The sequence below is a fragment of the Nonomuraea turkmeniaca genome, from assembly GCF_005889735.1.
In the GTDB taxonomy this organism is placed as follows: Bacteria; Actinomycetota; Actinomycetes; order Streptosporangiales; family Streptosporangiaceae; genus Nonomuraea; species Nonomuraea turkmeniaca.
This window is the reverse complement of sequence record NZ_VCKY01000204.1, coordinates 1-19457: the sequence shown is the minus strand read 5'-3', so window position 1 is coordinate 19457 and position 19457 is coordinate 1. Positions and strand designations below refer to the sequence as shown.

The following is a 19457-nucleotide window of genomic DNA, read 5'->3' as shown; positions in this document are numbered from 1 at the left end:
CCTCTTCACGGAAGGACCCCTCATGCCCCACCACTGCACCAGCGCACAGGTACGCCACCCGAGGCGAACCCGATGAAGGCGCAACTGATCGTCGCTCTCATCGCGATCGCCATCGCCGCCGTCGCCGCCGTGGCGATCGTGTGGATCACCAACCGCGCCCGCGACGCCCGCGCCACCCGCCGCACCCTCCAGCGCACCCAGGCCGCGCTCGACGACGTCTACAAGATCGCGGCAGGCGCGCTCGACCTCGACAACAGCGCCGCCCTCATCGCGGCGCGCATTCGCCGCCACTACGACCAGATCAAGGACAGCCACCGGTGAACCGCAAGCCCCTCCCGATCATCGCCCTCGCCGCCCTCGCCAGTGCCGCCACCGCGTGCGCCAGCGTCAGCACCGAACCCGACGAGGTCGCCGTCGTCTACAACGGCGCCCTGGGCTCAGCCACCAAGTTCTCCAAGTGCGTCAACGTCTCCTCCCGCGACGGCGTGAACATGTCCGACAACAGCTGGACGTACCCGGCCGGTCAGCGAACGTTCAGCTTCAACGGAGCCGGCGACGCCGAAGCGAAGCCGATCCCGGTGGTGTCGAAGAACGACGTCCCCCTCACCATCGCCGGCGTCGCCACCTTCGCGCTCAACACCGAGTGCACGACGCTGCGGCAGTTCCACGAGAGGATCGGCCGCAACAAGAAGGCATTCGTGTACGGCACCGAAACCACGGCGAACTCCGACACGCCGGACTACAGCGGCTGGCGCACGATGCTGAGCGTCTACTTCGGAGAGCCGCTGAAGCGCGCCCTGGACGCCGCGGCCCAGGAGTTCAACGGCGAGGACCTCTACAACGACCCCGCGATCAAGGCGAAGTACGAGGCCCGCGTCGGTGAACTGTTCCCCGACTTCATGAAGAAGGCCGGCGGCAACTACTTCTGTAACCCGAACTTCAACGGCCAGGGCGAGTGCGGCAACGTCGTGCTCACTCTGCAGAAGCCCGTGCCGCCCCAGCGGTTCGTAGACGCCATGGCCAGCCGCGAGGCCGCCAAGCTGGAGAAGGCCGCCCAGCAGGAGATCAACCAGAAGGTCGACATCGAGGCCGAGGCCATCAAGCGCCTGGTCGACCTGCTCGGCCAGGACGGCGCGGTCGCCTGGCGGCAGGCTGACCTGGCCGAGCAGCAGAACGACCTGCTGAACAAGGCCGTCGAGAAGGGCCAGGTGCCGGTGTACCCGGTGCCGCAGAATAACCCGCTCACCTTCCCCCTCCCGTCCGTCAAGCAGTAGTCCCTGCCCGGCCCGCCGACCTGCGCGGCGGGCCGGGATCGTCATGGCTCCCATCCTCCGTACGTACAAGCAGAGAAGGACACAGACGTGCGTTTCCCCCTCGACGACGAAGCCGTCCAGGACAAGGTGAACACCCTCACCAAGTACCCGAGCATCCCCACCTACCACGAGATGACCCACATCAGCCGGTCGGGCATGCTCACCGAGACCCCCACCGTCTACACCGGGCCCGTCCTCCTCACCGAGAAGGCCGACGGCGTCAACGTCCGCATGACCCGCCTGCCCGACGGCGACTGGCTCATCGGCCTGCGCGAAGAGTGGCTGACCGCTCGCGGCGACCGGGTGCCAGCCCGGGACTTCGGCGTCGTCAAGGCCGTCAGGGACCTGATGCCCCGGATTGAACCGCAGAGCGGCGCGGTCGTCACGCTGTACGCCGAGGTGTTCGGCAGCAAGGCCATGAACGCGTGGAAGAACTACGGCGACGGCACCGCGTCCGTCCGCCTGTTCGACGTGTCCGTCATCGACCTGGGCATGCTGGAGCTCGACCGGGACCGGCTGTCGAGCTGGCGGAAGAACGGCGGCCAGCCGTTCCTGGCCGAAGCCGACCTGCAGGCGATGGCGGCCCGGGTCGGCGTGGAGCTCACGCCTCGCCTGGGCGAGATCGACGGCGCCGACCTGCCGGACAGCGTGGACGGCATGCGCGCCTTCCTGGAGCCGTACCGCACCACCCGCCTGGCCACGTCCGGCATTCCCGGGTTCAGCGAAGGTGTCGTGTTCCGGTCTCCCGATCGCGGCACCATCAGCAAGGCTCGCTTCACCGACTACGACAAGACCATCCGCTTGCGGGCCGAGGCCGACCGGCTCGCCCGCAAGCGGGACCGCGGCACCGCCGACGCCGCCTTCTGATCCCGCGTTCGCGCCCGCCCCTCGCCGGCGGGCGCGAACGCCTTCAACGATCGCGACGTGCCCGCATTTGGGAGGAAACACACATGTCCGGGTTCGACAGCCGCCAGCAGCTCGCCGCCGCCTCCGCCGGCTGGGGGGTGCGTCTTATGGTGCTCGACGGCATCACCGCCGAACATCTGCCAGACGACGACGCTGAACTGCGCCAGGCGTGGGAGAACCTGCAGGCGGCGGTGGCCGCGGAACTGGAGGCCATGGCCGCCGTAATGCGGCTCCTGTCGTCGGTCGCCAGCCTGCGCGACATCCTGGTCGACGCGGCAGAGGAGCCGGAGCCCGCCGGTGCCTGACATGCCGGACGTCCCTTGGTCGGCGTCGCCGCTGGACCTGGTGGCTGAACTACGCCGCCAGGTCACCGGCCTCGTCGCCCACATCGACACCACCGGCAAGCCGGTGCCCGATCACGTCAACCCGGCCAGGCACCGGCTGCCCGGCCCCGTCTGGCATCCGGTGCCCGGCTGGACGGTCCGCGTCATCCACGACGGGGAAAGCTTGCTGGACTCGGTGTACCTGACGACTCCGCACATGTACGCCGGCACCGACTTCGACGCCTACCGCGTCGCCGCCGTACGCCGCATCGCGATGGCGATGCTCGCGGCCTGCGACGCCGCCGACGCCCGCATGGCCGGCGTGGTCGTGCTCGGCGGCCGAGACCTTCCCGAATACGGCAACTGCCAGGACGCCTGCCACGACTGACGGACCCACCCACCCCCTTGATCGAACTCCTTGGAGAGAACCCCCTGTGAGCGACACCACCGCCCTCGGCGACCGCATGAAAACCTACGAACGGGTCACCCGCACGACGCTGCCGCGGCGGACATACACAATCGTCCGTGTGGACGGCCGCTGCTTCAGGACATTCCTGCGGCACGCCGAGAAGCCCTACGACGACGCCGTGGTCTTCGCCATGGACGCCGTCGGGAAGGCGCTGTGCAAGCAGATGTCCGGCGCCGCGTTCGCCTACACCCAGTCGGACGAATGCTCCGTGCTGCTCACCGACTTCGCGACCGCACAGACGCAGCCGTGGTTCGGCGGAGTCGTGCAAAAGATCGCATCCGTGGCGGCGTCGATCGCCGCCGTGGCCTTCAACGAGCAGTACGGCCTCGACTACGACGACGCCACCGCCACCTTCGACGGCCGCGTCTTCACCATCCCAGACGCACAAGAAGTGGCCGCGTACTTCCTGTGGAGACAGCGCGACTGCGTCCGCAACAGCATCACCATGGCCGCGCAGGCGCACTACTCCCACCAGCAGCTCCACAGGAAAACCACCAGCGACATGCAGGAAATGCTGTGGAGCGAGCACCGCATCAACTGGGATCACTACCCTGCCGAGGTCAAGAGGGGCCGCGTGTGCGTCCGCCGTGCCTCGCTGGAGGACATCATCTACACCGACCAGCGCACCCAGCAGGAGACAGAAACCCAGGCGATGCGCTCCACGTGGCAGATCCAAGCCGCGCCGTCCTTCACCGCAGACCCAGCGGGCTGGCTCGTCAACGAGATCCCCACCCGTCCGAGCGCCACGACCAGCTGAACAGGCCTCCACGATCGCCTGCAGCCAGTGGCCGGACGTCGGCGCGAAGGTCGCGGACGACTTCATCGACAAGGAGATGAGACGGGTGAGCCGGAGCAGAGTGGTGCTGGGCCAGGCAGGCTGCCGGCACTGCGGCGAACCGATCGTGCTGCTCGGGGGAGAGGTGGACACCCGCGGCAAGCGGTTCACGTTCTGGGCGCATGACTGGCAGAACGGGGTGCGGCTGGTCCGATGCCGTACCCCGTTCTCCGCCGGTGTCGGCCCGGAGGCGGCGCCAGCGCGCCGGCGGGCCCGGCTTCGCGGGCTCGTACGGCTGTTGGCGGGGAGACAGTGAAGACGAACTGGCCGGGGGAGGAGCCAGCGCGATGGCTGACGCCTGAGCCGACGGCTCCGCCAGGCTCTCTGATCGTCGTCCCCGCTGTGGCGATCGCAGACCGGTGCAGCTGCCCGGTTCCGGAGAGGACAGGTCACCCTTCTTAAATTAACTATCTTGAACTATTATATGAGACATGTCGGGGGGCGATCCCGGCGCCTGCTTCTCCAGGAAGGACGCACGCCATGGCCCAGGTCTACCGCTGGTTCCTGCAAGACAACGGCGCCCACGACGCGCGCGGCGACATTGCCGTCATGCACCTCGCGGGATGCGGGTGCACTCTCGACCCATTCGTGCCGTCGGGCACGATCGAGGCCGACACTGCCGCCGCAGCGGCCGCCACGGCGGAGACCGCAATCGAGGAAGCCGGCGGAACCGGCTATGAGTACGCCGACTGCGTCCTCTCCGCCATCGGCACCATGGTGCCCGCCTATGCCACGGACCTGATGTCAGCCCTGAACGGCGTGCCCATGAACGCAGTAGAGAAGGCGTCGGTGTTCCGCCTGGCGCGCCACACTCCCGACAGTGGCGCCCTGGCCACGCTCATCCGGCGTGCGCGCAGCGAGCGCCAGCAGTTCCGCGCGGAATTGGCGACCATGCTCGTCGAATGGGCCGAGCGCGGTCGGCAGGCCGCCGCAGCCCAGCAACGCAACGACTCGCGCGAAGCCATGAAGCACTTGAACGCCCACGACCAGACTGCAGCTCGCATCGTCACTCGCCTCATGGAGTGGATGACCGCCGGCTGACCCCGCGGCTCCCTCGGGCCCCCGCATCCCTTCCCTGATGCGGGGTCCCGCCTTGTCGGCGGGCCCTCTCTGGCTCCCGCCTGCCCGGCAAGTGCGCCTGAACCAGATTCGAACACATGTACGCACTGCATCGCGGTGGATGCGGTGTGCGACCATAGTGTTATGGTCGCGCTCAACGTCCCACTCGTCGTACCACCAGGCTGCACGCTGGAACAGGTACGGCAATGGTCGATGGCGTGCGCCACCGGCAAGCACAACCAATGCGGCGGCCGCGTCATCAATCCGGATCCGACCGCCACCGGCGAGAACACCGCGCTGCCGTGCCAATGCACCATCTGCGCCGACAAGCCGTCCCACCAGGACAACGGCAAGGGCGGACGCCCTTGGAAAAACCCGGTCGAGGCCCCGCGCCCGATCGAGGAGGAGACCTAGACCGCCGCCTCAACCGAGGCTGGCGCGACCTAAGCCAGACGGGCTGATACCTCTCCCGGCGTGAACACGCCGATCCAGAACAAGCCGGCCACCGCACTGGCGGCCGCATGAACCGCTCGTCGACGCAGCCAGGCTGCGTGCTCGTCATCGACCAGCTGATCCGCCTGCTCGCCGCCGTCGCCCTGATCTGGTCGGCGCTCACCACCATCAGCTCGCCGCTCGCGTTCCTGAGCTGGGCCCTGGCCAGCGTATACGTCCTGGCCGTCATCCTCGGCCCCCTCGCCCGCCTGACCGGGGGCAGCCGATGAACGTTCCCGCACCCGGCCACGCCACCTGGCCCGCGACCGGTCCAGGACCGGTCACCGTGGAACCGTACTGGTCCAGCGACACCGCCACCCTGTACAAGGGCGACATCCTGGCCGTTCTACCCGCGCTGCCGGCCGACAGTGTCGACGCCGTCATCGCTGACCCGCCCTACTCCTCCGGCGGCGTCTCCGTCGCCGAACGCAAACGCTCCACCCGCACCAAGTACGTGTCCGGAAGCGTCGGCGACATCGCCCACGAGAATCCCGACTTTCCGGGCGACCAGCGCGACCAGCGCAGCTGGACGTTCTGGTCGACGCTGTGGATGAGCGAGGCGCTGCGGCTGACCAAACCCGGCGGTTCCATCCTCGTTTTCACCGACTGGCGGCAACTGCCGTCGACGTCGGATGCCATGCAGGCCGCCGGCTGGACCTGGCGCGGCGTCGTCAACTGGGTCAAGCCGCGCGGCCGATCCCGCCCGATCCGTGGCGGCTTCTGGAACCAGGCCGAGTACTGCGTGTGGGGCGTCAACGGCTCCATCCAGAAGGAGTACGAGGTGTATTTGCCGGGCGCGATCGAGGCCCGCGCACCCGTCGGCGCCGCCCGCCTCCACCAGACGGAAAAGCCGGTCGATCCGCTGCTGACCACGCTCGTACGCGTGGCCCCGCCCGGCGGCGTCATCCTCGACCCGTTCGCCGGCTCAGGCTCCACCGGCGTGGCCGCCCAGCTTCAGGGCCGCCGCTTCACCGGCATCGAGATCACCGACCACTACGCCCGCGTCGCCGCGGAACGGCTGTCGCGGCCCGCTCTCGCGCCCGACGCCAGCGTCGGCCCAGGGCAGGAGACCACGGTCGGCGAGCCGGACGAGCCGGACGAGCCGGCGCAGTTGTTCGTGCCGGAACCGCGGGAGGGCACCTGATGCTGCCCGCGCCGTTCTACGAAGACGACCTGGTGCACCTGTATCAGGGCGACGCCCTCGACATCCTCGCCGAGCTCGGCCCCGGTGATGCCGACCACGTCGTCACTGACCCGCCCTACCAGACCACCGGCACGTCCTGGGCGACGAAAGCATCCTCGTGGGCGGACACGATGAACACCGCCCACTGGTTCACCACCTGGTACCAGCACGTGGCCCGCATCCTGCCCGACCACGGCAGCTTCTGGTCCTGCTGCAACTGGCGCACCCTGCCGATCGTGCAGCGGGCCGCCCACGACGCCCGCCTCGACATCACATCCGTAGCGGTCTGGCACAAGGACGCCATCCGCACCGGCTCCCCGCGTGGCCTGCGCGCCGACCACGAGCTCATCGCCGTCATGGCCAAGGCCGCCTTCCGGATCGCGGACCGGTCCGCCGGCGACGTGTGGACGATCAAAACCGGCACCCGAAAACCACACGGCCACCCCGCGGAGAAGCCGGTTGCACTGCCGGCCCGCATTCTCGAACTCATCCAGGCCACGCCCGGGCAGATCATCCTCGATCCGTTCGCCGGGTCCGGCACCACCGCGGAGGCGGCCAAGCGGCGCGGCCACAAGGTGATCGCGATCGAGGCCGACGCCGCCTGGTGCCAGACCATCGCCACCCGTCTGGCCGCCGTACCATCGCCAGCCGACGACGGCGAGCCTCTCTGACACCTGGGCGCCTGGTGCGCCGACACCGCTGAAGACTGCGAACATGATGTGCAGCCGGTCAGATGGTCAGAGGTAGTGGCTCAACCCTCGATCGGCATCATCTGCCACCCTGTGAGGATGTCGTCGCCCTCGTGGACCAGGCGGTAGCCGGGATGGTGAGAGGTCGCAAGCTCAACCCGGTCGCGGATGCTGGCTAGGAACGTGGTCTGCTCGCCATCGCGGAGGCCGCCGACGAAAACCGCGGTGAACGGACGGTCCTCGACGGGGCGCTCGAACGTGCCGACATGAACGAACGCCCACCCGTCTGGGCGATGCTCCGGCCGGTAACGCTCGACGACGTCGTCAGCGTCCCTGGAGAGATCGCCAGGGGTGTAATCCCACGTGATTTCCTGGTCGGCCATCTCCTGCAGTTCGTGGTCCGCGTAGTCCAGCGCGTTGACGTCGCCGTCGAGGGGGCCGCCCACGTAGCGCACGGGCACGATGCGGTGCTCCTGCCAAGCCATGACGGCATCCTGCCACGAGCGGTCCTTTTGAGCGGGAGAAGGCGGCAAGTTCACGAGGTGCCGAGCGACTGGCCGAACGCTCCCCTCCACGGAGGTCAGCTGATCCGCGGGTCGCGGATCGAATAGAGCCCGATCGCATCGCCGATCAACGCGATCCAGTGTGGGTCGTACGGCTCCAGCGGCACTGATCCAAGCACTACCGTTCCCACGTTCCTCCAGCCCTCATGGTTGTCCGGCTCCCAGATCCGCCAGCCTTGCTCGCTGCCGCCGACCACAATCCGGTCGGGCTCACGCTGCCAGGCGGTCTCCTCCAGGTATTTGGTGCGTTCGGCGTTCCGTTTGGCCTGCTCGATCTCATCCTGGATGCGGTCGTTCTCAGCATGCAGCACCCGTGCCGCGTGTTTGAGCACCTCACGGCGTTCATCAGGCCAAGCGTTGTCGGCTCCGCAGTCGCAGCCGCCCCGGCCGCGGGAGTGGTAATCGCACATGTCCGCGTGCGTCACCGACATCACCTGGTCGTACTGGACGGACACGTTCACGACGCCCTCGCCGACCTCGGTTCCGGGCAGGGCGCGCACCGCAGGGGACTGGGTGAGTGGCTTGCAGAGCGGCATCCACACCGTCCAGGGCTGGCCGTTGAGCTCGACGACGACCGACAGCACGTCCTCCTCCCACGAGTGCGGGCGGCGTTGCCCGCCGGCGGAGTAGATGAGACCGGTGAAGGTGTACGAACTGCGGCGTACCCCGTTGTCAGGCATTCGTATTCCCCTCGCTGCTGACACCGAGGTAGTCGCGGGCAGCGAAACCCATCGCGGCCGGCTCAGCGAGAAGCCGGAGCCCGTGCTCAGCATCCCACGTTGCGACTTCACGCAACTCATCAGAGAGATCGACTTGGAACTCGTGATCGGCCTCGCAGGGCTCCCAGTCGCCTCCGGCCCACGCCTGCGCGTCGCGGACGAACATGCCTGCCATATGGTCCCCTGCGACGTCTAGCGCCCACGCGTCGTCGGGTGCCCGTGAGATGACGAGGCCAGGTCCGTTGGTCTGATACAGCGTGATGGTCGCGACGAAGCTGCTCATAAGGCTCTCCCTGGTGGCATGGCTGAGACGATGCCGCAGGTACACGCGCGGCATCGTGCTTCGTTTCAACGCTCAGCCCGCCACGGGCTGCCACGGCCATCGCTGGCTGCGACGGCCACCTTTGACGGTAGCGCGGCCCACCGACAATCGGTAGCCAGCAGCCCGAGAGGCATGTGCGCGTCTCAGCCGGGAGGATCAGGGGAGACGTTAAGGGAGCACAAGCCAGGGCAGGACGACGCGGTCTCGCTTACAGCCCGACGCGGTCGTACAGTCGTAGCGCCAGCTCACGCGCGAGCCGGCCGAGAGGTTCTCCAGCGAATCTCTTGGCCAGCTCGTCCAACAGCGAGGCCACCGCGTGCGCCTCGCCATGGTCGAGAACGGGCAGACGATCGCCGCCCTGCTCGGCCATCATCTTCTGAAGGAACACCTCGAAGGCGTCGCGGCTGATCGCCTCCCCTGACGGATGATCCCTCAGCGACAGCATGATCGGTTCAGCAGGCTCCAACGCGAAGAGCCCCGCCCGCCGGCCCGCCCGCAGGTAACGTGCCGCAGAGGCGGTTGCCTCGCTTCTCTCCTGCTCCGTCAGCTCCGGCCATGGGCGAAGGCCGCTGTGGGGCTGCTCGACGGCGATCGCGTGCTGCGCTTCGGCAAGACGGGTCGCGTGCTCACGCTCGACCTCGTCGGCGTACTCCATGTCGGCCGCCTCCAGCCCTTTCAGCGTCCTGATGAACGCGGTTCATTCTGCCGAGCAGGGTCCGCTCAGGTCCGCTGAATGAGCCAAAGCGACGTTAACTCCGAGATGTGTCACACTCCGCCCGCACTGCCCGACCATGCCAGTACGAGGGGAGCGGACCACTCGCGTGTTCACCACCGTGTTCACCCGCCAATTCTGCGCCTCCCACCAGGTGCCGTACCTGCCCGGAGAGCTCGCCCAACTGCACGGCCACACGTGGCGCGTCTCGTTGACGGTCGCGGGACCGTCGCTGGACGCCCACGGGCTGCTCGTAGACGAGGCCGCGTTCGCCGCCTCCATGGGCGGCTTCATCTCCACCCGGTTGGACCACTCCACCATGGTCGGCGCCGGCGACCCGTTCACCCCCATCTTGGACGCCCACGGCAAGAAGCTGTTCGTGTTCGGCAGCGACTACGACGGCGCCGCCTGGCCCACCAGCCAGGCGCTCGCGCTCATGCTCGCCCACCACGGGCACGGCTGGCTCGCCGCGGCCTCCGACCGCAAGGACGTCCTGCTGGCATCCGTGACCGTGCACACGACCGAGGACGTCACAGCGACATGGCACAACCCGACGCTGCTGCCCGCCCTCACCTTCACCCGATAACCCCCACCATCAAGGAGATCCCCACCATGACCACCGCCACGTCGCTCGACATGGTCACTGTCCGGCTGCCGCGCGCCCAGGCGCACGCCATCATCCAGCTGGCCGACGCTGCGACCGCGCTCAAGGAGGCCATGGCCGCCCCCAGCGGGCAGACTGCACTGCCGGTCCCGGGGCCCGCCGCGGGCCGCGTCATTCAGGACCGGGCCAGCGCGGCCGCCACCCGCGAGCAGATCCTGGCAATGCTCAACCGCGCCGGAACCAGCGGACTTCTCACCGCGGACATCGCCGGCAGCATCGGCGGCGTCGGACGCACCACGTACGCGCTCGGCGTTCTGGAGAACAACGGGCTCATCTTCCGCCTCGGCGTCGGCCTGGTCACCTGGTACTCCGCCACCCACCGCCTGGCACTCATCGCGGAACTGCTCAACCGGCTCCCCAACCACGACCTGACAATGCAGGAAGCCGGCGACGTCCTCGGACTGGGCACCACCACCATCCGCACCCTCTTGGACACCAACCGGCTGTCCTCCCGCCGTGTCGGCAACAGCCTGATGCTGTACCGCGATTCCGTGGCCGACTTCATCCGCCGCATAGGGAGCACCGAAGACGCATGACCGAACACCAGCCCGCCGACGCCGCACCCACCAGCGACCTGGCAGCACAGGGCACCACCAAGCCGGTAGGCCGCCCCACCAAGCTCACCCCGGAGATCGCCGACGCCCTGTGCGAAGCCCGCCAGAAAGGCCACAGCATCGCCGGGGCGGCAGCCCTGTGCGGCGTAGGCAAATCCACCCTGAAGCGCTGGCTCGCAGAGGGAGAACCCGACGACGCCCCCGAGGGGTTGCGGGACTTTCGGGACCGCTTTACGCGCGCGGGTGCGCACGCGATCGGGTCGCTGATCAATGCGGCGTTCGAGGATGCGCTGGGTGGTGTGGTGATCAAGACGGTGGAGCGGACGTTGCCGGATGGGTCGTCGGTGAGGGAAGAGCAGGTGACACCGCCGAACGGGCGAACGGCGTTGGAGATTGCCGCGCGGCTGGCGCCGGATGACTGGCGGCCGGTGAAGGCGGTGGAGTTGACGGGCGCTGACGGCGGTCCGGTGGAGATCGCTCATCAGGCGGGGATTGTGGAAGGTGTCGTTGCTCGGGTGGCGGCGGTGAAGGCGCGGAAGGCCGCTGAAGCGGCTGAGGCTGCCGTCAGCGGCGATGACGGTGAGTGAGATGCGATCTGCGGCGATGTGCCTTCCTTGATGACGTTGTGATCGTTTTCCGGTGGGTGGCGGCGTTGCAGCGAGTGTGAGGGAGCTGAAGTGGCTGAGCGTCGGCGGCGGCCGCGTGCGGGCGATGATTTCTGGCTGTGGCTGGGCCGTTTCTGGCGTGGCTGGCTGGTGGTCGTGGCCGGCGGCGGGCTGCTGGGGGCTGTGGCGTCGGCGGAGCAGGCTGATGAAGCGATGACGCTGGCGTGTGTCGGGGTCGCTGGTAGTGCGGCGCTGTTGTGCCTGGCGTCGGCGCTGCTGGCGTCGGCGCGTGGTTGACGGCGGGGGCCGGGAGCGCTGGGTGGCGTTCATGTGGACGGCTCCCCTGTTGGAGCGGGGGAGCCGTTCGTTTCGAGCCAAAGAAGTTCTCGAGGTAGCCGGTGGCGCCGACAGAACCAGGCATCAGTGGTGGGTGCGTCGGAGCTTACGCAGTGGAGGTGTACGGCGACGCATCCGCGGGCAGGTCGCTGCGCCCGGTGTCGGGGTTGGGCTGTTGGGCGTGTAGGTGAGCGGCCAGGGCGGTGATGCGTCGCATCCAGAGCGGGCGGCGAGGTGTTCATCAGCGCTCTGGCCGTCTTGGGTGACCGTGAGGCGGTGACGCAGGCGCGGCTGTCGGCGCCGGCCAGGGTGAGGGTGTGCGGGCCCGGCTGGTGGAGCTGCAGCTGGTGGCGGGCGGCGATGGCGGCGGCGCCGTCGGCCAGGACGGCGGGCTCGATGTGGCCGCGGAGGATGTCCCACGGTGACGGGCAAGTGGGTGCAGCAGCGGTGTCCGCGATCATGGGGCTCTCCCTTGCACGGAAGGCTGGAGGCTGGACCGGGTTGTGGGTCAGGAACGGGCGAGGTCGGCCAGCAGCCGGTCGGTGGCGGCCAGGTTGGCCAGCAGCACGGCCGCGGTGTGCTGGCGCGACAGCCAGAACTGGTCCAGGTCCTGCTGGAACAGGCCGGGCTTGAGGTAGTGCTGGCGCACGCCGTAGAGGCTGCCGAGCAGTTGCAGCAGAGCGACGCGGCCGCAGGCGCGGATATCGACGGCCGGAACGGACGGGTTGGCCTGCCGGTATGCGCGGATCAGCGTGGCGGCGGCGTCGGGCCAGGCCGCGCTCGTGGTGACGGTGTTCGGGTAGAACGCGATCCGGCCCAGGTCGTACGCGAGGAGGAACGGCGGGTCCGGGGGCCGGAAGTCCAGCACCGCCGACAGGGTGTCGCCGGTGAACATGAGGTTCACCGGCGCGTAGTCGCCGTGCACGGCCTGCACGGTGAGGTCGCCTGGCAGGTCGGCGAGCAGTTCGGGGATGCAGTGGAGCATGTCGCGGCGCTCGCGCAGCGTGCGCTGGGCCTGCCGGGCGAAGTTGTCGGCGGTGTCGTCGTCGAGGCGTTCGCCGATGATGGCCAGCAGCTGGTCGATCGTGACGGCGAGGCCGTTGACGTCCATGGCGCGCCATGTGTCCACGGCGCTGGTGGTGCTCGCGGGCGGGTGGGCGAACAGATGATGGATGCGGCCCAGAGCGGCGCCGGCGGCGGCAAGCTGCGGGGGCGACATGGACATCGCCACGTGGCCGGGCATCCACTTCCACACCGACACCGGCAGGTCGGTGCTGGTGTCGATGCTGTCGCCGTCGTCGTTGAGCAGCACCGGCGCGGCCGGGATGCCCGCTCGCAAGGCCCTCGTCGAGGAGGTGATGGCCGCGCGTTCGCCGTCGAGGTCGGCGCCCGGCAGGTAGTTCTTCACGAACACGTGCCGGGCGGGGGTTTCGGCGCGGAAATTGATGGTGCCCTGCCCGAGGGGCAGCGGGACGACCTGCGAGGGGCGCAGCCTGTACCGACCGGTGAGGACGGCGGCGATGCGGGCCGCGCGCTCGTCCGCGGCCGAACAGGCCGTGAGGTCGGATGTCGGGTGGGGCACGTCAGACTCCTTGCTGGTGTGCGGGCTGAACGGGAACGACATCGGGCGGTGCGGCGGTGTCGGCGCCGCGGTGAACTCGCGGAACAGATGCTCGTACGTGGCGGTGATGCGCTGCCACCGGCGGGCCGCGTCGGGTGGATGCCCGCCCGCGCCGGCTGTGCTGGTGCGCGAGCTGGACGGGAGCGCAGCTTCGGCGGCGGCGACGCCGGGCCTGCCCTCGCCGGCGGCGGGGTACAGCCAGGCGCGGTGGCCTTCGGTCATTTTCGTGGTGCTGGAGGGCATCAGCGGATCGGGCAAATCCACCCCTGCCGCCCACCTGGCCGAGCGGCTCGGCTGCGACACCTTCCACACCGTCCCCGCCCCGTCTCGGACCTGCAGCCCTACATCAACGCGCACGCCCGCGCCTTGCCCCAGCTGGTCTTCTACCTGGCCGGCGCGCTGCACGCCGCCGACCTGGCCCGCCACGCGCTGGCGAGCGGGCACGCGGTCGCCGACCGCTACGTCAACTCCGTCATCGCCAGCCACGCCGCCGTCCACGGCCTGGACAACGCCACCGTCGCCGCGGCCATCGCCCCGTTCACCGGCTACCTGGCCCAGCCGGACATCACCGTTTACCTGCACACCGACCTGGACGAGCTGACCGCGCGGATGACCGCCAAGCCCGACCAGAGCGCCGCCGACCGGGACCTGATCGGCGACCGCGCCCTGCTGCGGCGGCTGGCTGACCACTACGACGAGATCGCCGCCACCGACCCGACCGCCTACCACCTCCACACCGACGCCGCACCCCCGCCAAGCTGGCCGACCACCTCACCGACCTGATCCACGCCATGGCCCACGCCACGGACCATACGGTGGACGAGGGGTCGGCGCAGCTGGCTCGCATCTGACGGCCTCCCGGGCGGTCTGCGGCGGCCTCGCCGAGCACCCCCGTGCTCCCCGCGCACTGCGATAGCGTGACCTGACCCCCAGCATCGAGTTGGGACATCAAGCGCATCGTCACTGCGGGGAGCACGGCCATGGCCGCACCAGCCGAGACCTTCCGTCCTCACGTCGGGGTGCACCTAATCCTCGTCCAAGGCGGCAAAGTGCTGCTGTTGCTGCGCACGAACACCGGCTTCGCCGACGGCTCATGGTCGGTGCCCGGGGGCTGCCTGGACGCCGGGGAAACCCTGTCCGAGGGCGCGGCCCGCGAGGCCCGCGAAGAACTTGGCATCGTTATCGACCCCGCTGACCTGACCTTCGCCCACCTGTGTCACCACGCCGACCCCGACGGCCAGGCCCGCATCGGCGTCTTCTTCACCGCCACCCGCTGGGCGGGCGAACCCGCCAACGCCGAGCCCGGCAAATGCGACAAGATCGACTGGTTTCCCCTCGACAGCCTGCCCGGCGACGTCGTCACCTACATCCGCACCGGCATCGACGCCTACCGCCACGGCCACCCCTTCAGCCTCGACGGCTGGCGCGTCGGCTGACCACCTCAACAGCCGGGGCCGGGAGGGCGGCGGGTGTTGCCGCCCTCCTCCTGCCTTCAGGTCAGCAGTGGGTGCGCTCGTAGTCGATGGCGAGGTCGTACAGCCGGTCGAACTCGTTCTCTCCGAGGAGGTCCACCGCGTCGTCGGTGCCGTTGGCGAAGAGGGATTCTGCGTGGTCGCTGGCGGCTTGCTTGTCGAGCGCCTTCAGGGCGGGGTCGATGAGGTAGCGGGTGGAGTGGTGCTCGCGGGCGTAGGCGCGGCTTTCGGTGTCCACCTTGGCCAGGTAGACGAGTGCGGCACCCTTGTCGGCGTCGGGCATGTCGTCCCAGGTGGGCAGGGACGTGGTGTCGGGCATGTGTTCTCCGAGTTGGTCAGGCTGCGGTGGGCGGGGTGACTTCGGTGAAGCCGCCGTAGGCGTGGACGATGCGGACGCCGGCGGAGTCGCGGCCGTGGACGTCGTAGAAGCCGCGGCAGACGGCTTGGCCGGCGGTGGGCTGGCCGCCGTATGGGAGCGTCTTGTGGCAGATGATCCACGAGTTGTTCGCGAGGGCTTCGGCGACCATGGCGTCGCGGCGGCCGGGTTCGAGATGCATGAGGTTGCCCGGCCGGAAGATGCAGGTGGCGCATTTGGATGCGCAGAGGCGGGGCTGGCCGGTGTCGAGATCGATGATGCCTGCGGGGTCGAGCCGGTTGGCGGGGACGTGGTCGATGTCGCTGGCGTGGGACATGAGGGCGGTGGCTCCGTTGAGGCAGTGAGAAAGGGGGAAGGCCGGGGCGATAGGTCGCCCCCGCCTTCGTTCGGCTGGGTCAGGAACGGCAGAGGCGAAGCGTGCGGATCAGGCGGAGGGCGAGCGAGGCGAGCGCCTTGCCTGCCTCGACGATGGCGGCGGTCAGTGCGAGCAGCAGGTAGCCGATCCAGTAGAGGAGGTACGCCGCTGGGATGAGCATGAGCACGCCGAGGAAGATCGTGAAGAACCAGAAGCCGAACGTTTCGGGGGTCATATCCGCATCCTCTCCATCCCCTTTGCTTACATGTAAATAGTATAGGAGAGTTAATTATTTGGGAAGCGTGTGGTGGCTTCGGGCGGGGTGCGGCGGTTGTAGCCGTAGACGCCCCAGGACTCGCACCCCCACCGGCACGGCTTGCCGGGATCGGCGTGGCAGTACCGGCAGCTGAACGGGTACGCGATGACCGCCTCGGGGCCGGGATCGTCGCGGAGGGCTTCCTCCTGGTAGCGCTCGTACGCCCGCTGGAGGACGGCACCGGGGTGGACACCGCCGCGCGCGAGCCGGTGGAGGGCATCAGTGAAGGTGTCGCGGGCGATCTCGTTGAGGTTGTCGCCGGTGAGGTCGCGGTCTTCGGGGGCGCGGGTGATGTCGGCGTACGCAGCGAAGGCGGTTTCGCCGCGCTGGCTGCGGTCGGTGTTGGTGGGGTCGTTCGGTGAGATGCGCATGAGGTTCCTTGCGTTGCAGGCGGGTGGGACTCCCGGTGCTCGGGCCGGGCCGGCAGGGTCAGGAGGCTGCGGGCGCGGGGCCGGTGCGCTTGGCCGGGGTGACCCAGTTGTGGACCTGGGCCACGCGCGCCCGGCTGACCACCGGGTCAAATCGGGCGGTCCTCTCGCCCTCCCACGGCTTGGTGTCCTGGTTCTCCGTCAGGCCCTTGCGGTAGTGGCCTGCGAAGTGCTCGCCGGCGTCGTTGCGGATGATCAGCGTGTGGTGGGAGTTCCACCGGGTGTGGCCGTGCTCCTCGGACTTCACGACGGTCCAGCCGTCGAGGTCCTCGCCGGGCGACAGGTACGTCAGCTCTCGGGCGGTGGCCGGGTCGAGATGTACGGGCTCGGTCGCGGCCGGGAGTGCAGGCTCAACCGGAAAGACGTGCGCCTCGAAGCGGACGGCGTTCTCCTCGCCGCCCTCCGGGCCCGATGCGGCCGCCCGGCGAGGGGCGACCTCGATGTGGATGGTGTTGCCGGTGGCGTACAGGCCTACCCTGCCGTCCAACTCGTCGGTGACGACGTTGTTGTCGGCGGCGAGGAACGTGGCGACGGTCTCGGTGGTCAGGTCGCTCATGGCGGTGGTTCTCCTTGCTGCTGAGGTGAGCCGCTCCGCTCGGGCCGAGCGGGTGCGGGCTGGGGGGGTCAGGCGCTGCGCAAGCAGCCGACGCAGAAGTACCTGCGGCGGCTGTCGGGGTACACGCGCAAGTCGCAGGCGTCGCAGATCAGCGAGCGGGTGCCGTCCGCGCTCTCGTGCCAGGTGAGGGGCTTGCCGGCGAGCCAGGCGAACGCGGCGCGGCGGGCGGTGTCCCAGCTCGGGAAGTGGACCAGGCTGCTCGCGTCGTCGTAGATGTTGCCCTTGATCTCGCGGCACCACGTCCAGGCGGGGAAGCCCGCCTCCTGGTCGGTGTTGCAGTACCAGATGTGGACGCGCCTCTTCGTCAGGCGCTCAACGCGGAAGGACTGCGGGAGCATCTGCACGCCGTCCGAGGTTTTCAGGAGCATGCAGGGGTCTGTTGAAGCGCCGATGATGGTCCCGACCCAGGTGGTCCCGGTGGGGCCCACGACACGCACGTACTCGCGGTCAGTGAGCGCTTGGACGATCTCGGCGGGGACGCGGTAGCCGGTGGCGGCGGTCATGGCAGTGTGCTCCAGGAGCGAGTAGGCGTTCGGGAGGGCCAGCACTCAGCAGGCCCTTGGGTGCTTCAGCCACCGTGCTGGCCCGGGCCGGTGTCGGCTCGATGCCAGCCGGATGTCGTCAGTCGTCGAAGCTGAAATCGAATGCCTCGCGCTCCTGGTCGACGGTGCGGTAGAACTCCTCCCGCCAGCGGTCGTGCTTGACCGTTTCGTCCGTGGCGCCGAGCTCGTCGAGAATGCGGGCGACGTCGTCGAGGGTGGCGCTCTCGATGCCGGCGAGCGCGCTGAATAACTCGGGCAGCTGGGCCCAGGCGACGAAGTGGCTGTTGGCCATCTCGATCTTCAGGTACGGCCCGGCCATGCCGGCGATGGTGGCGCAGCGGACGTTCCACAGGGTTCCGTCGGTGGGGTGATGCGCCCTGATGAGGAGCGCCTCGGTTTCGCTGGGCTCCCCGTGGGAGGGGCCGCGGTGGTAGAGCAAGGTGGCGTCGGCGGGTAGTGCGGGCATGGCTGGTCCCTTTCGTTCCGGAGGAGAGGGGCTGGGCGGCGGGTGCGTCGCCGCCCAGCGGAGGGGTTCGCGCCGCGCGGGGGCGGTCGCGGTGTCACTCGTCCCAGGTGAAGGTGCCGAGGAGGGCGATCATCTGCTCGAGGTGCTCGTTCGTGAAGCGGTGGCCGTAGGCGAGGTCGATGCCGTGCGAGCGAAGCGTCGCGATCGCGTCCTCGCGTTGTGTCTTCCGGGCGGCCATCTCGGGCGTCTCGATGTGCTGGTGGCGGTAGTTGTCGTTGGCGTAGCCGTCGTCCCGCCGGAACACCTTCTTGTAGCCGCCGCTGTAATGGACGGTGATCAGCGTCCTGCCGACCTTCGTGACCTTGCCGACCCAGCCGCCTTCCGGCTGCCCCATCCGCTTGGCGTTGACGTCGAAGATGCGTACTTCGTCGCCCACCTTGAGCTGCATCGTCGGTGTGTCGGGGGTGGCCGTCTTCGGCATGGTTCGTGATCTCCCTACGGGCTGGGTCGTCGGCTGTGGCGGGTCGGGGGAAGGGCTGGGGCGGCGGGTGCGTCGCCGCCCCAGCGGTCGGGTTATCGGCTCTCGCGGTGCAGCACAAGCGCGGTCGCGGCGATGGTGGCGGCGGTGAGGAGGGCGGCTCCGATGACGTAGGCGGGCGTGGTGTAGAAGGTCACGGCGAGGTTAACCAGCAGGTCGAACATGGTTTCTCCTGGATTGACAGGGAAGGGATCGCGCCCCCTTCGCTCTCTATAAATAGTACAGGAGAGTTAATTTCATGTCGATTCTGCGTTGATGCGGGGGAGGGGGGTCAGGTGGTCGCTTCGGCGATGAGCCGGGCGAGATCGCGCTTTACCCGTCGCCGCTGGATGCGGACCCACTTGCGGCGGTTGTGGCGGCCGGTGCGGGACCGGCTGAACATGGGGTCGTGGCCGGGGCAGCAGAACTCCTGGTCGCGCATGCGGCCGGCCATCGGCGCGGTGTTCGAAGAGGTGTCCACGGGCGGGCGTTCCTTTCGTTGTGGTGCGGCGAGCGCGGCAGGGGTGCCCCTGCCGCGCTCGTGGAGTCAGGCGTCAGCGGTCACCGTGGCGGGGGCGGGAGCGGGAGCGGGGACGTTGCAGAGCCGCGTGAGCAGTGTGATGGTCGGCCAATTGTGGAAGCCGTCACCCTGGTACGGCATGGAGAGCACCCAGCCGATCAGCGCGAACGCCTCGCTGGGGCTGATCGCGCCGCCGCAGTCGGTCGCCAACTGCTGAACCGCTTCGTCGTAGTCGGCGCGGTCGTCGCGGATGGCGGCGGCGGTCTGGGCGAGCAGCATCATGCCGTACATCTGTGACCGCTTCTCGCCTACCGCATCGCGGAGGTAGGCGTGCGTGACGGTGATCGTGTCGCTCATGGCGTCCCTTTCCCTGGGCGTCTCGGCGGGGATCGCACCCCCCGCCTTCATGGATCAAACAGTACAGGAGAGTTAATTACGTGTCGAGTTGAGGGTGAGGGGTGCCCCCGCCCGCGCGGGCGGGCGG

At 68.9% G+C, this 19457-nt stretch carries 34 protein-coding genes; 18 read left to right on the top strand and 16 right to left on the bottom strand.

The window, feature by feature from the left end; all coding sequences use genetic code 11:
* The 12 genes from ETD86_RS55890 to ETD86_RS40940 form a co-directional block, all read left to right on the top strand.
* Positions 1 to 321 (top strand): hypothetical protein (locus ETD86_RS55890; protein ID WP_211370635.1); only part of this gene is annotated, 321 nt, incomplete at its 5' end.
* Entirely contained in the window at positions 318 to 1274 is a 957-nt protein-coding gene (locus ETD86_RS40990; protein WP_170223522.1) for an SPFH domain-containing protein, read from the top strand. The genes ETD86_RS55890 and ETD86_RS40990, both read left to right, overlap by 4 nt.
* Before the next feature lie 87 nt (positions 1275 to 1361).
* Positions 1362 to 2180 (top strand): RNA ligase family protein, encoded by an 819-nt coding sequence (locus tag ETD86_RS40985; RefSeq protein ID WP_138672022.1) that lies wholly within the window; start codon positions 1362 to 1364, stop codon positions 2178 to 2180.
* Positions 2181 to 2263: 83 nt separating this feature from the next.
* Complete coding sequence (locus tag ETD86_RS40980; RefSeq protein ID WP_138672021.1) at positions 2264 to 2524, top strand: hypothetical protein; 261 nt, start codon at positions 2264 to 2266, stop codon at positions 2522 to 2524.
* A 1-nt stretch (position 2525) separates the two neighbouring features.
* Positions 2526 to 2930: a hypothetical protein gene (locus tag ETD86_RS40975; protein ID WP_138672020.1), complete on the top strand. Its 405-nt coding sequence runs from the start codon at positions 2526 to 2528 to the stop codon at positions 2928 to 2930.
* Positions 2931 to 2976: 46 nt separating this feature from the next.
* Positions 2977 to 3768, top strand: a complete 792-nt coding sequence (locus ETD86_RS40970; RefSeq protein WP_138672019.1) for a tRNA(His) guanylyltransferase Thg1 family protein — start codon at positions 2977 to 2979, stop codon at positions 3766 to 3768.
* Positions 3769 to 3853: 85 nt separating this feature from the next.
* On the top strand, positions 3854 to 4102 hold the full coding sequence (locus ETD86_RS40965; protein WP_138672018.1) for a hypothetical protein: 249 nt from the start codon (positions 3854 to 3856) through the stop codon (positions 4100 to 4102).
* A gap of 224 nt (positions 4103 to 4326) precedes the next feature.
* Complete coding sequence (locus tag ETD86_RS40960; RefSeq protein WP_138672017.1) at positions 4327 to 4887, top strand: hypothetical protein; 561 nt, start codon at positions 4327 to 4329, stop codon at positions 4885 to 4887.
* Positions 4888 to 5049: 162 nt separating this feature from the next.
* Positions 5050 to 5319: a hypothetical protein gene (locus ETD86_RS40955; protein WP_138672016.1), complete on the top strand. Its 270-nt coding sequence runs from the start codon at positions 5050 to 5052 to the stop codon at positions 5317 to 5319.
* A gap of 107 nt (positions 5320 to 5426) precedes the next feature.
* Positions 5427 to 5627, top strand: a complete 201-nt coding sequence (locus ETD86_RS40950) for a hypothetical protein (protein ID WP_138672015.1) — start codon at positions 5427 to 5429, stop codon at positions 5625 to 5627.
* Positions 5624 to 6541: a DNA-methyltransferase gene (locus ETD86_RS40945; RefSeq protein ID WP_138672014.1), complete on the top strand. Its 918-nt coding sequence runs from the start codon at positions 5624 to 5626 to the stop codon at positions 6539 to 6541. Before ETD86_RS40950 ends, ETD86_RS40945 begins: the two co-directional genes overlap by 4 nt.
* The gene (locus tag ETD86_RS40940; RefSeq protein ID WP_138672013.1) at positions 6541 to 7251 is read left to right on the top strand and encodes a DNA-methyltransferase; all 711 of its coding nucleotides are present in this window, start codon (positions 6541 to 6543) and stop codon (positions 7249 to 7251) included. The genes ETD86_RS40945 and ETD86_RS40940 overlap by 1 nt, the downstream gene beginning before the upstream one ends.
* An 80-nt stretch (positions 7252 to 7331) precedes the next feature.
* Here ETD86_RS40940 and ETD86_RS40935 read toward each other — a convergent pair whose 3' ends face one another.
* The 4 genes from ETD86_RS40935 to ETD86_RS40920 all read right to left on the bottom strand — a co-directional run bounded on the left by ETD86_RS40935 (position 7332) and on the right by ETD86_RS40920 (position 9528).
* On the bottom strand, positions 7332 to 7754 hold the full coding sequence (locus ETD86_RS40935; RefSeq protein ID WP_138672012.1) for a hypothetical protein: 423 nt from the start codon (positions 7752 to 7754) through the stop codon (positions 7332 to 7334).
* 95 nt (positions 7755 to 7849) lie between these two features.
* The gene (locus ETD86_RS40930) at positions 7850 to 8512 is read right to left on the bottom strand and encodes a hypothetical protein (RefSeq protein WP_138672011.1); all 663 of its coding nucleotides are present in this window, start codon (positions 8510 to 8512) and stop codon (positions 7850 to 7852) included.
* The gene (locus ETD86_RS40925) at positions 8505 to 8834 is read right to left on the bottom strand and encodes a hypothetical protein (RefSeq protein ID WP_138672010.1); all 330 of its coding nucleotides are present in this window, start codon (positions 8832 to 8834) and stop codon (positions 8505 to 8507) included. The genes ETD86_RS40930 and ETD86_RS40925 overlap by 8 nt, the downstream gene beginning before the upstream one ends.
* A 247-nt stretch (positions 8835 to 9081) precedes the next feature.
* Positions 9082 to 9528: a hypothetical protein gene (locus ETD86_RS40920; protein ID WP_138672009.1), complete on the bottom strand. Its 447-nt coding sequence runs from the start codon at positions 9526 to 9528 to the stop codon at positions 9082 to 9084.
* 136 nt (positions 9529 to 9664) lie between these two features.
* Here ETD86_RS40920 and ETD86_RS40915 point away from each other — a divergent pair, with 136 nt between their 5' ends.
* The 4 genes from ETD86_RS40915 (at position 9665) to ETD86_RS40900 (ending at position 11705) form a co-directional block, all read left to right on the top strand.
* On the top strand, positions 9665 to 10171 hold the full coding sequence (locus ETD86_RS40915) for a 6-pyruvoyl trahydropterin synthase family protein (RefSeq protein WP_138672008.1): 507 nt from the start codon (positions 9665 to 9667) through the stop codon (positions 10169 to 10171).
* A 26-nt stretch (positions 10172 to 10197) separates the two neighbouring features.
* Positions 10198 to 10785, top strand: a complete 588-nt coding sequence (locus ETD86_RS40910; protein ID WP_138672007.1) for a helix-turn-helix domain-containing protein — start codon at positions 10198 to 10200, stop codon at positions 10783 to 10785.
* Positions 10782 to 11390: a helix-turn-helix domain-containing protein gene (locus tag ETD86_RS40905; RefSeq protein ID WP_138672006.1), complete on the top strand. Its 609-nt coding sequence runs from the start codon at positions 10782 to 10784 to the stop codon at positions 11388 to 11390. The genes ETD86_RS40910 and ETD86_RS40905 overlap by 4 nt, the downstream gene beginning before the upstream one ends.
* A 90-nt stretch (positions 11391 to 11480) precedes the next feature.
* Complete coding sequence (locus tag ETD86_RS40900) at positions 11481 to 11705, top strand: hypothetical protein (protein WP_138672005.1); 225 nt, start codon at positions 11481 to 11483, stop codon at positions 11703 to 11705.
* A gap of 547 nt (positions 11706 to 12252) precedes the next feature.
* On the opposite strand, the gene ETD86_RS40895 is transcribed toward ETD86_RS40900, so the two are convergent.
* The gene (locus tag ETD86_RS40895) at positions 12253 to 13722 is read right to left on the bottom strand and encodes a phosphotransferase enzyme family protein (RefSeq protein ID WP_170223521.1); all 1470 of its coding nucleotides are present in this window, start codon (positions 13720 to 13722) and stop codon (positions 12253 to 12255) included.
* A gap of 9 nt (positions 13723 to 13731) precedes the next feature.
* On the opposite strand from ETD86_RS40895, the gene ETD86_RS55885 reads away from it, so the two are divergent.
* Positions 13732 to 14148: a hypothetical protein gene (locus ETD86_RS55885; RefSeq protein ID WP_170223520.1), complete on the top strand. Its 417-nt coding sequence runs from the start codon at positions 13732 to 13734 to the stop codon at positions 14146 to 14148.
* A 197-nt stretch (positions 14149 to 14345) separates the two neighbouring features.
* A complete protein-coding gene (locus ETD86_RS40885) occupies positions 14346 to 14801 on the top strand; it encodes an NUDIX hydrolase (RefSeq protein ID WP_138672002.1) in 456 nt (151 codons plus the stop codon).
* Positions 14802 to 14862: 61 nt separating this feature from the next.
* Here the strand turns inward: ETD86_RS40885 and ETD86_RS40880 are convergent, their stop codons facing one another.
* The 11 genes from ETD86_RS40880 to ETD86_RS40835 all read right to left on the bottom strand — a co-directional run bounded on the left by ETD86_RS40880 (position 14863) and on the right by ETD86_RS40835 (position 19381).
* Positions 14863 to 15156, bottom strand: coding sequence for a hypothetical protein (locus ETD86_RS40880; protein WP_138672001.1), 294 nt, complete (start codon positions 15154 to 15156; stop codon positions 14863 to 14865).
* A 16-nt stretch (positions 15157 to 15172) separates the two neighbouring features.
* On the bottom strand, positions 15173 to 15529 hold the full coding sequence (locus ETD86_RS40875) for a hypothetical protein (protein WP_138672000.1): 357 nt from the start codon (positions 15527 to 15529) through the stop codon (positions 15173 to 15175).
* Positions 15530 to 15608: 79 nt separating this feature from the next.
* Positions 15609 to 15803: a hypothetical protein gene (locus ETD86_RS40870; RefSeq protein WP_138671999.1), complete on the bottom strand. Its 195-nt coding sequence runs from the start codon at positions 15801 to 15803 to the stop codon at positions 15609 to 15611.
* 50 nt (positions 15804 to 15853) lie between these two features.
* A complete protein-coding gene (locus ETD86_RS40865; RefSeq protein ID WP_138671998.1) occupies positions 15854 to 16255 on the bottom strand; it encodes a hypothetical protein in 402 nt (133 codons plus the stop codon).
* Between the two features lie 58 nt (positions 16256 to 16313).
* Positions 16314 to 16868 carry a hypothetical protein gene (locus ETD86_RS40860; protein WP_138671997.1) on the bottom strand — a complete coding sequence of 185 codons (555 nt, stop codon included), beginning with the start codon at positions 16866 to 16868 and terminating at the stop codon, positions 16314 to 16316.
* Between the two features lie 68 nt (positions 16869 to 16936).
* Positions 16937 to 17476, bottom strand: a complete 540-nt coding sequence (locus tag ETD86_RS40855) for a hypothetical protein (protein ID WP_138671996.1) — start codon at positions 17474 to 17476, stop codon at positions 16937 to 16939.
* Positions 17477 to 17549: 73 nt separating this feature from the next.
* Positions 17550 to 17936: a hypothetical protein gene (locus ETD86_RS40850; protein WP_138671995.1), complete on the bottom strand. Its 387-nt coding sequence runs from the start codon at positions 17934 to 17936 to the stop codon at positions 17550 to 17552.
* Between the two features lie 94 nt (positions 17937 to 18030).
* Positions 18031 to 18417, bottom strand: a complete 387-nt coding sequence (locus ETD86_RS40845; RefSeq protein WP_138671994.1) for a beta barrel domain-containing protein — start codon at positions 18415 to 18417, stop codon at positions 18031 to 18033.
* Positions 18418 to 18509: 92 nt separating this feature from the next.
* A complete protein-coding gene (locus ETD86_RS59395) occupies positions 18510 to 18638 on the bottom strand; it encodes a hypothetical protein (RefSeq protein WP_281287046.1) in 129 nt (42 codons plus the stop codon).
* Between the two features lie 107 nt (positions 18639 to 18745).
* Positions 18746 to 18934: a hypothetical protein gene (locus ETD86_RS40840; RefSeq protein ID WP_138671993.1), complete on the bottom strand. Its 189-nt coding sequence runs from the start codon at positions 18932 to 18934 to the stop codon at positions 18746 to 18748.
* 66 nt (positions 18935 to 19000) lie between these two features.
* Positions 19001 to 19381, bottom strand: coding sequence for a hypothetical protein (locus ETD86_RS40835; protein WP_138671992.1), 381 nt, complete (start codon positions 19379 to 19381; stop codon positions 19001 to 19003).
* Between the last annotated feature and the right edge of the window lie 76 nt (positions 19382 to 19457).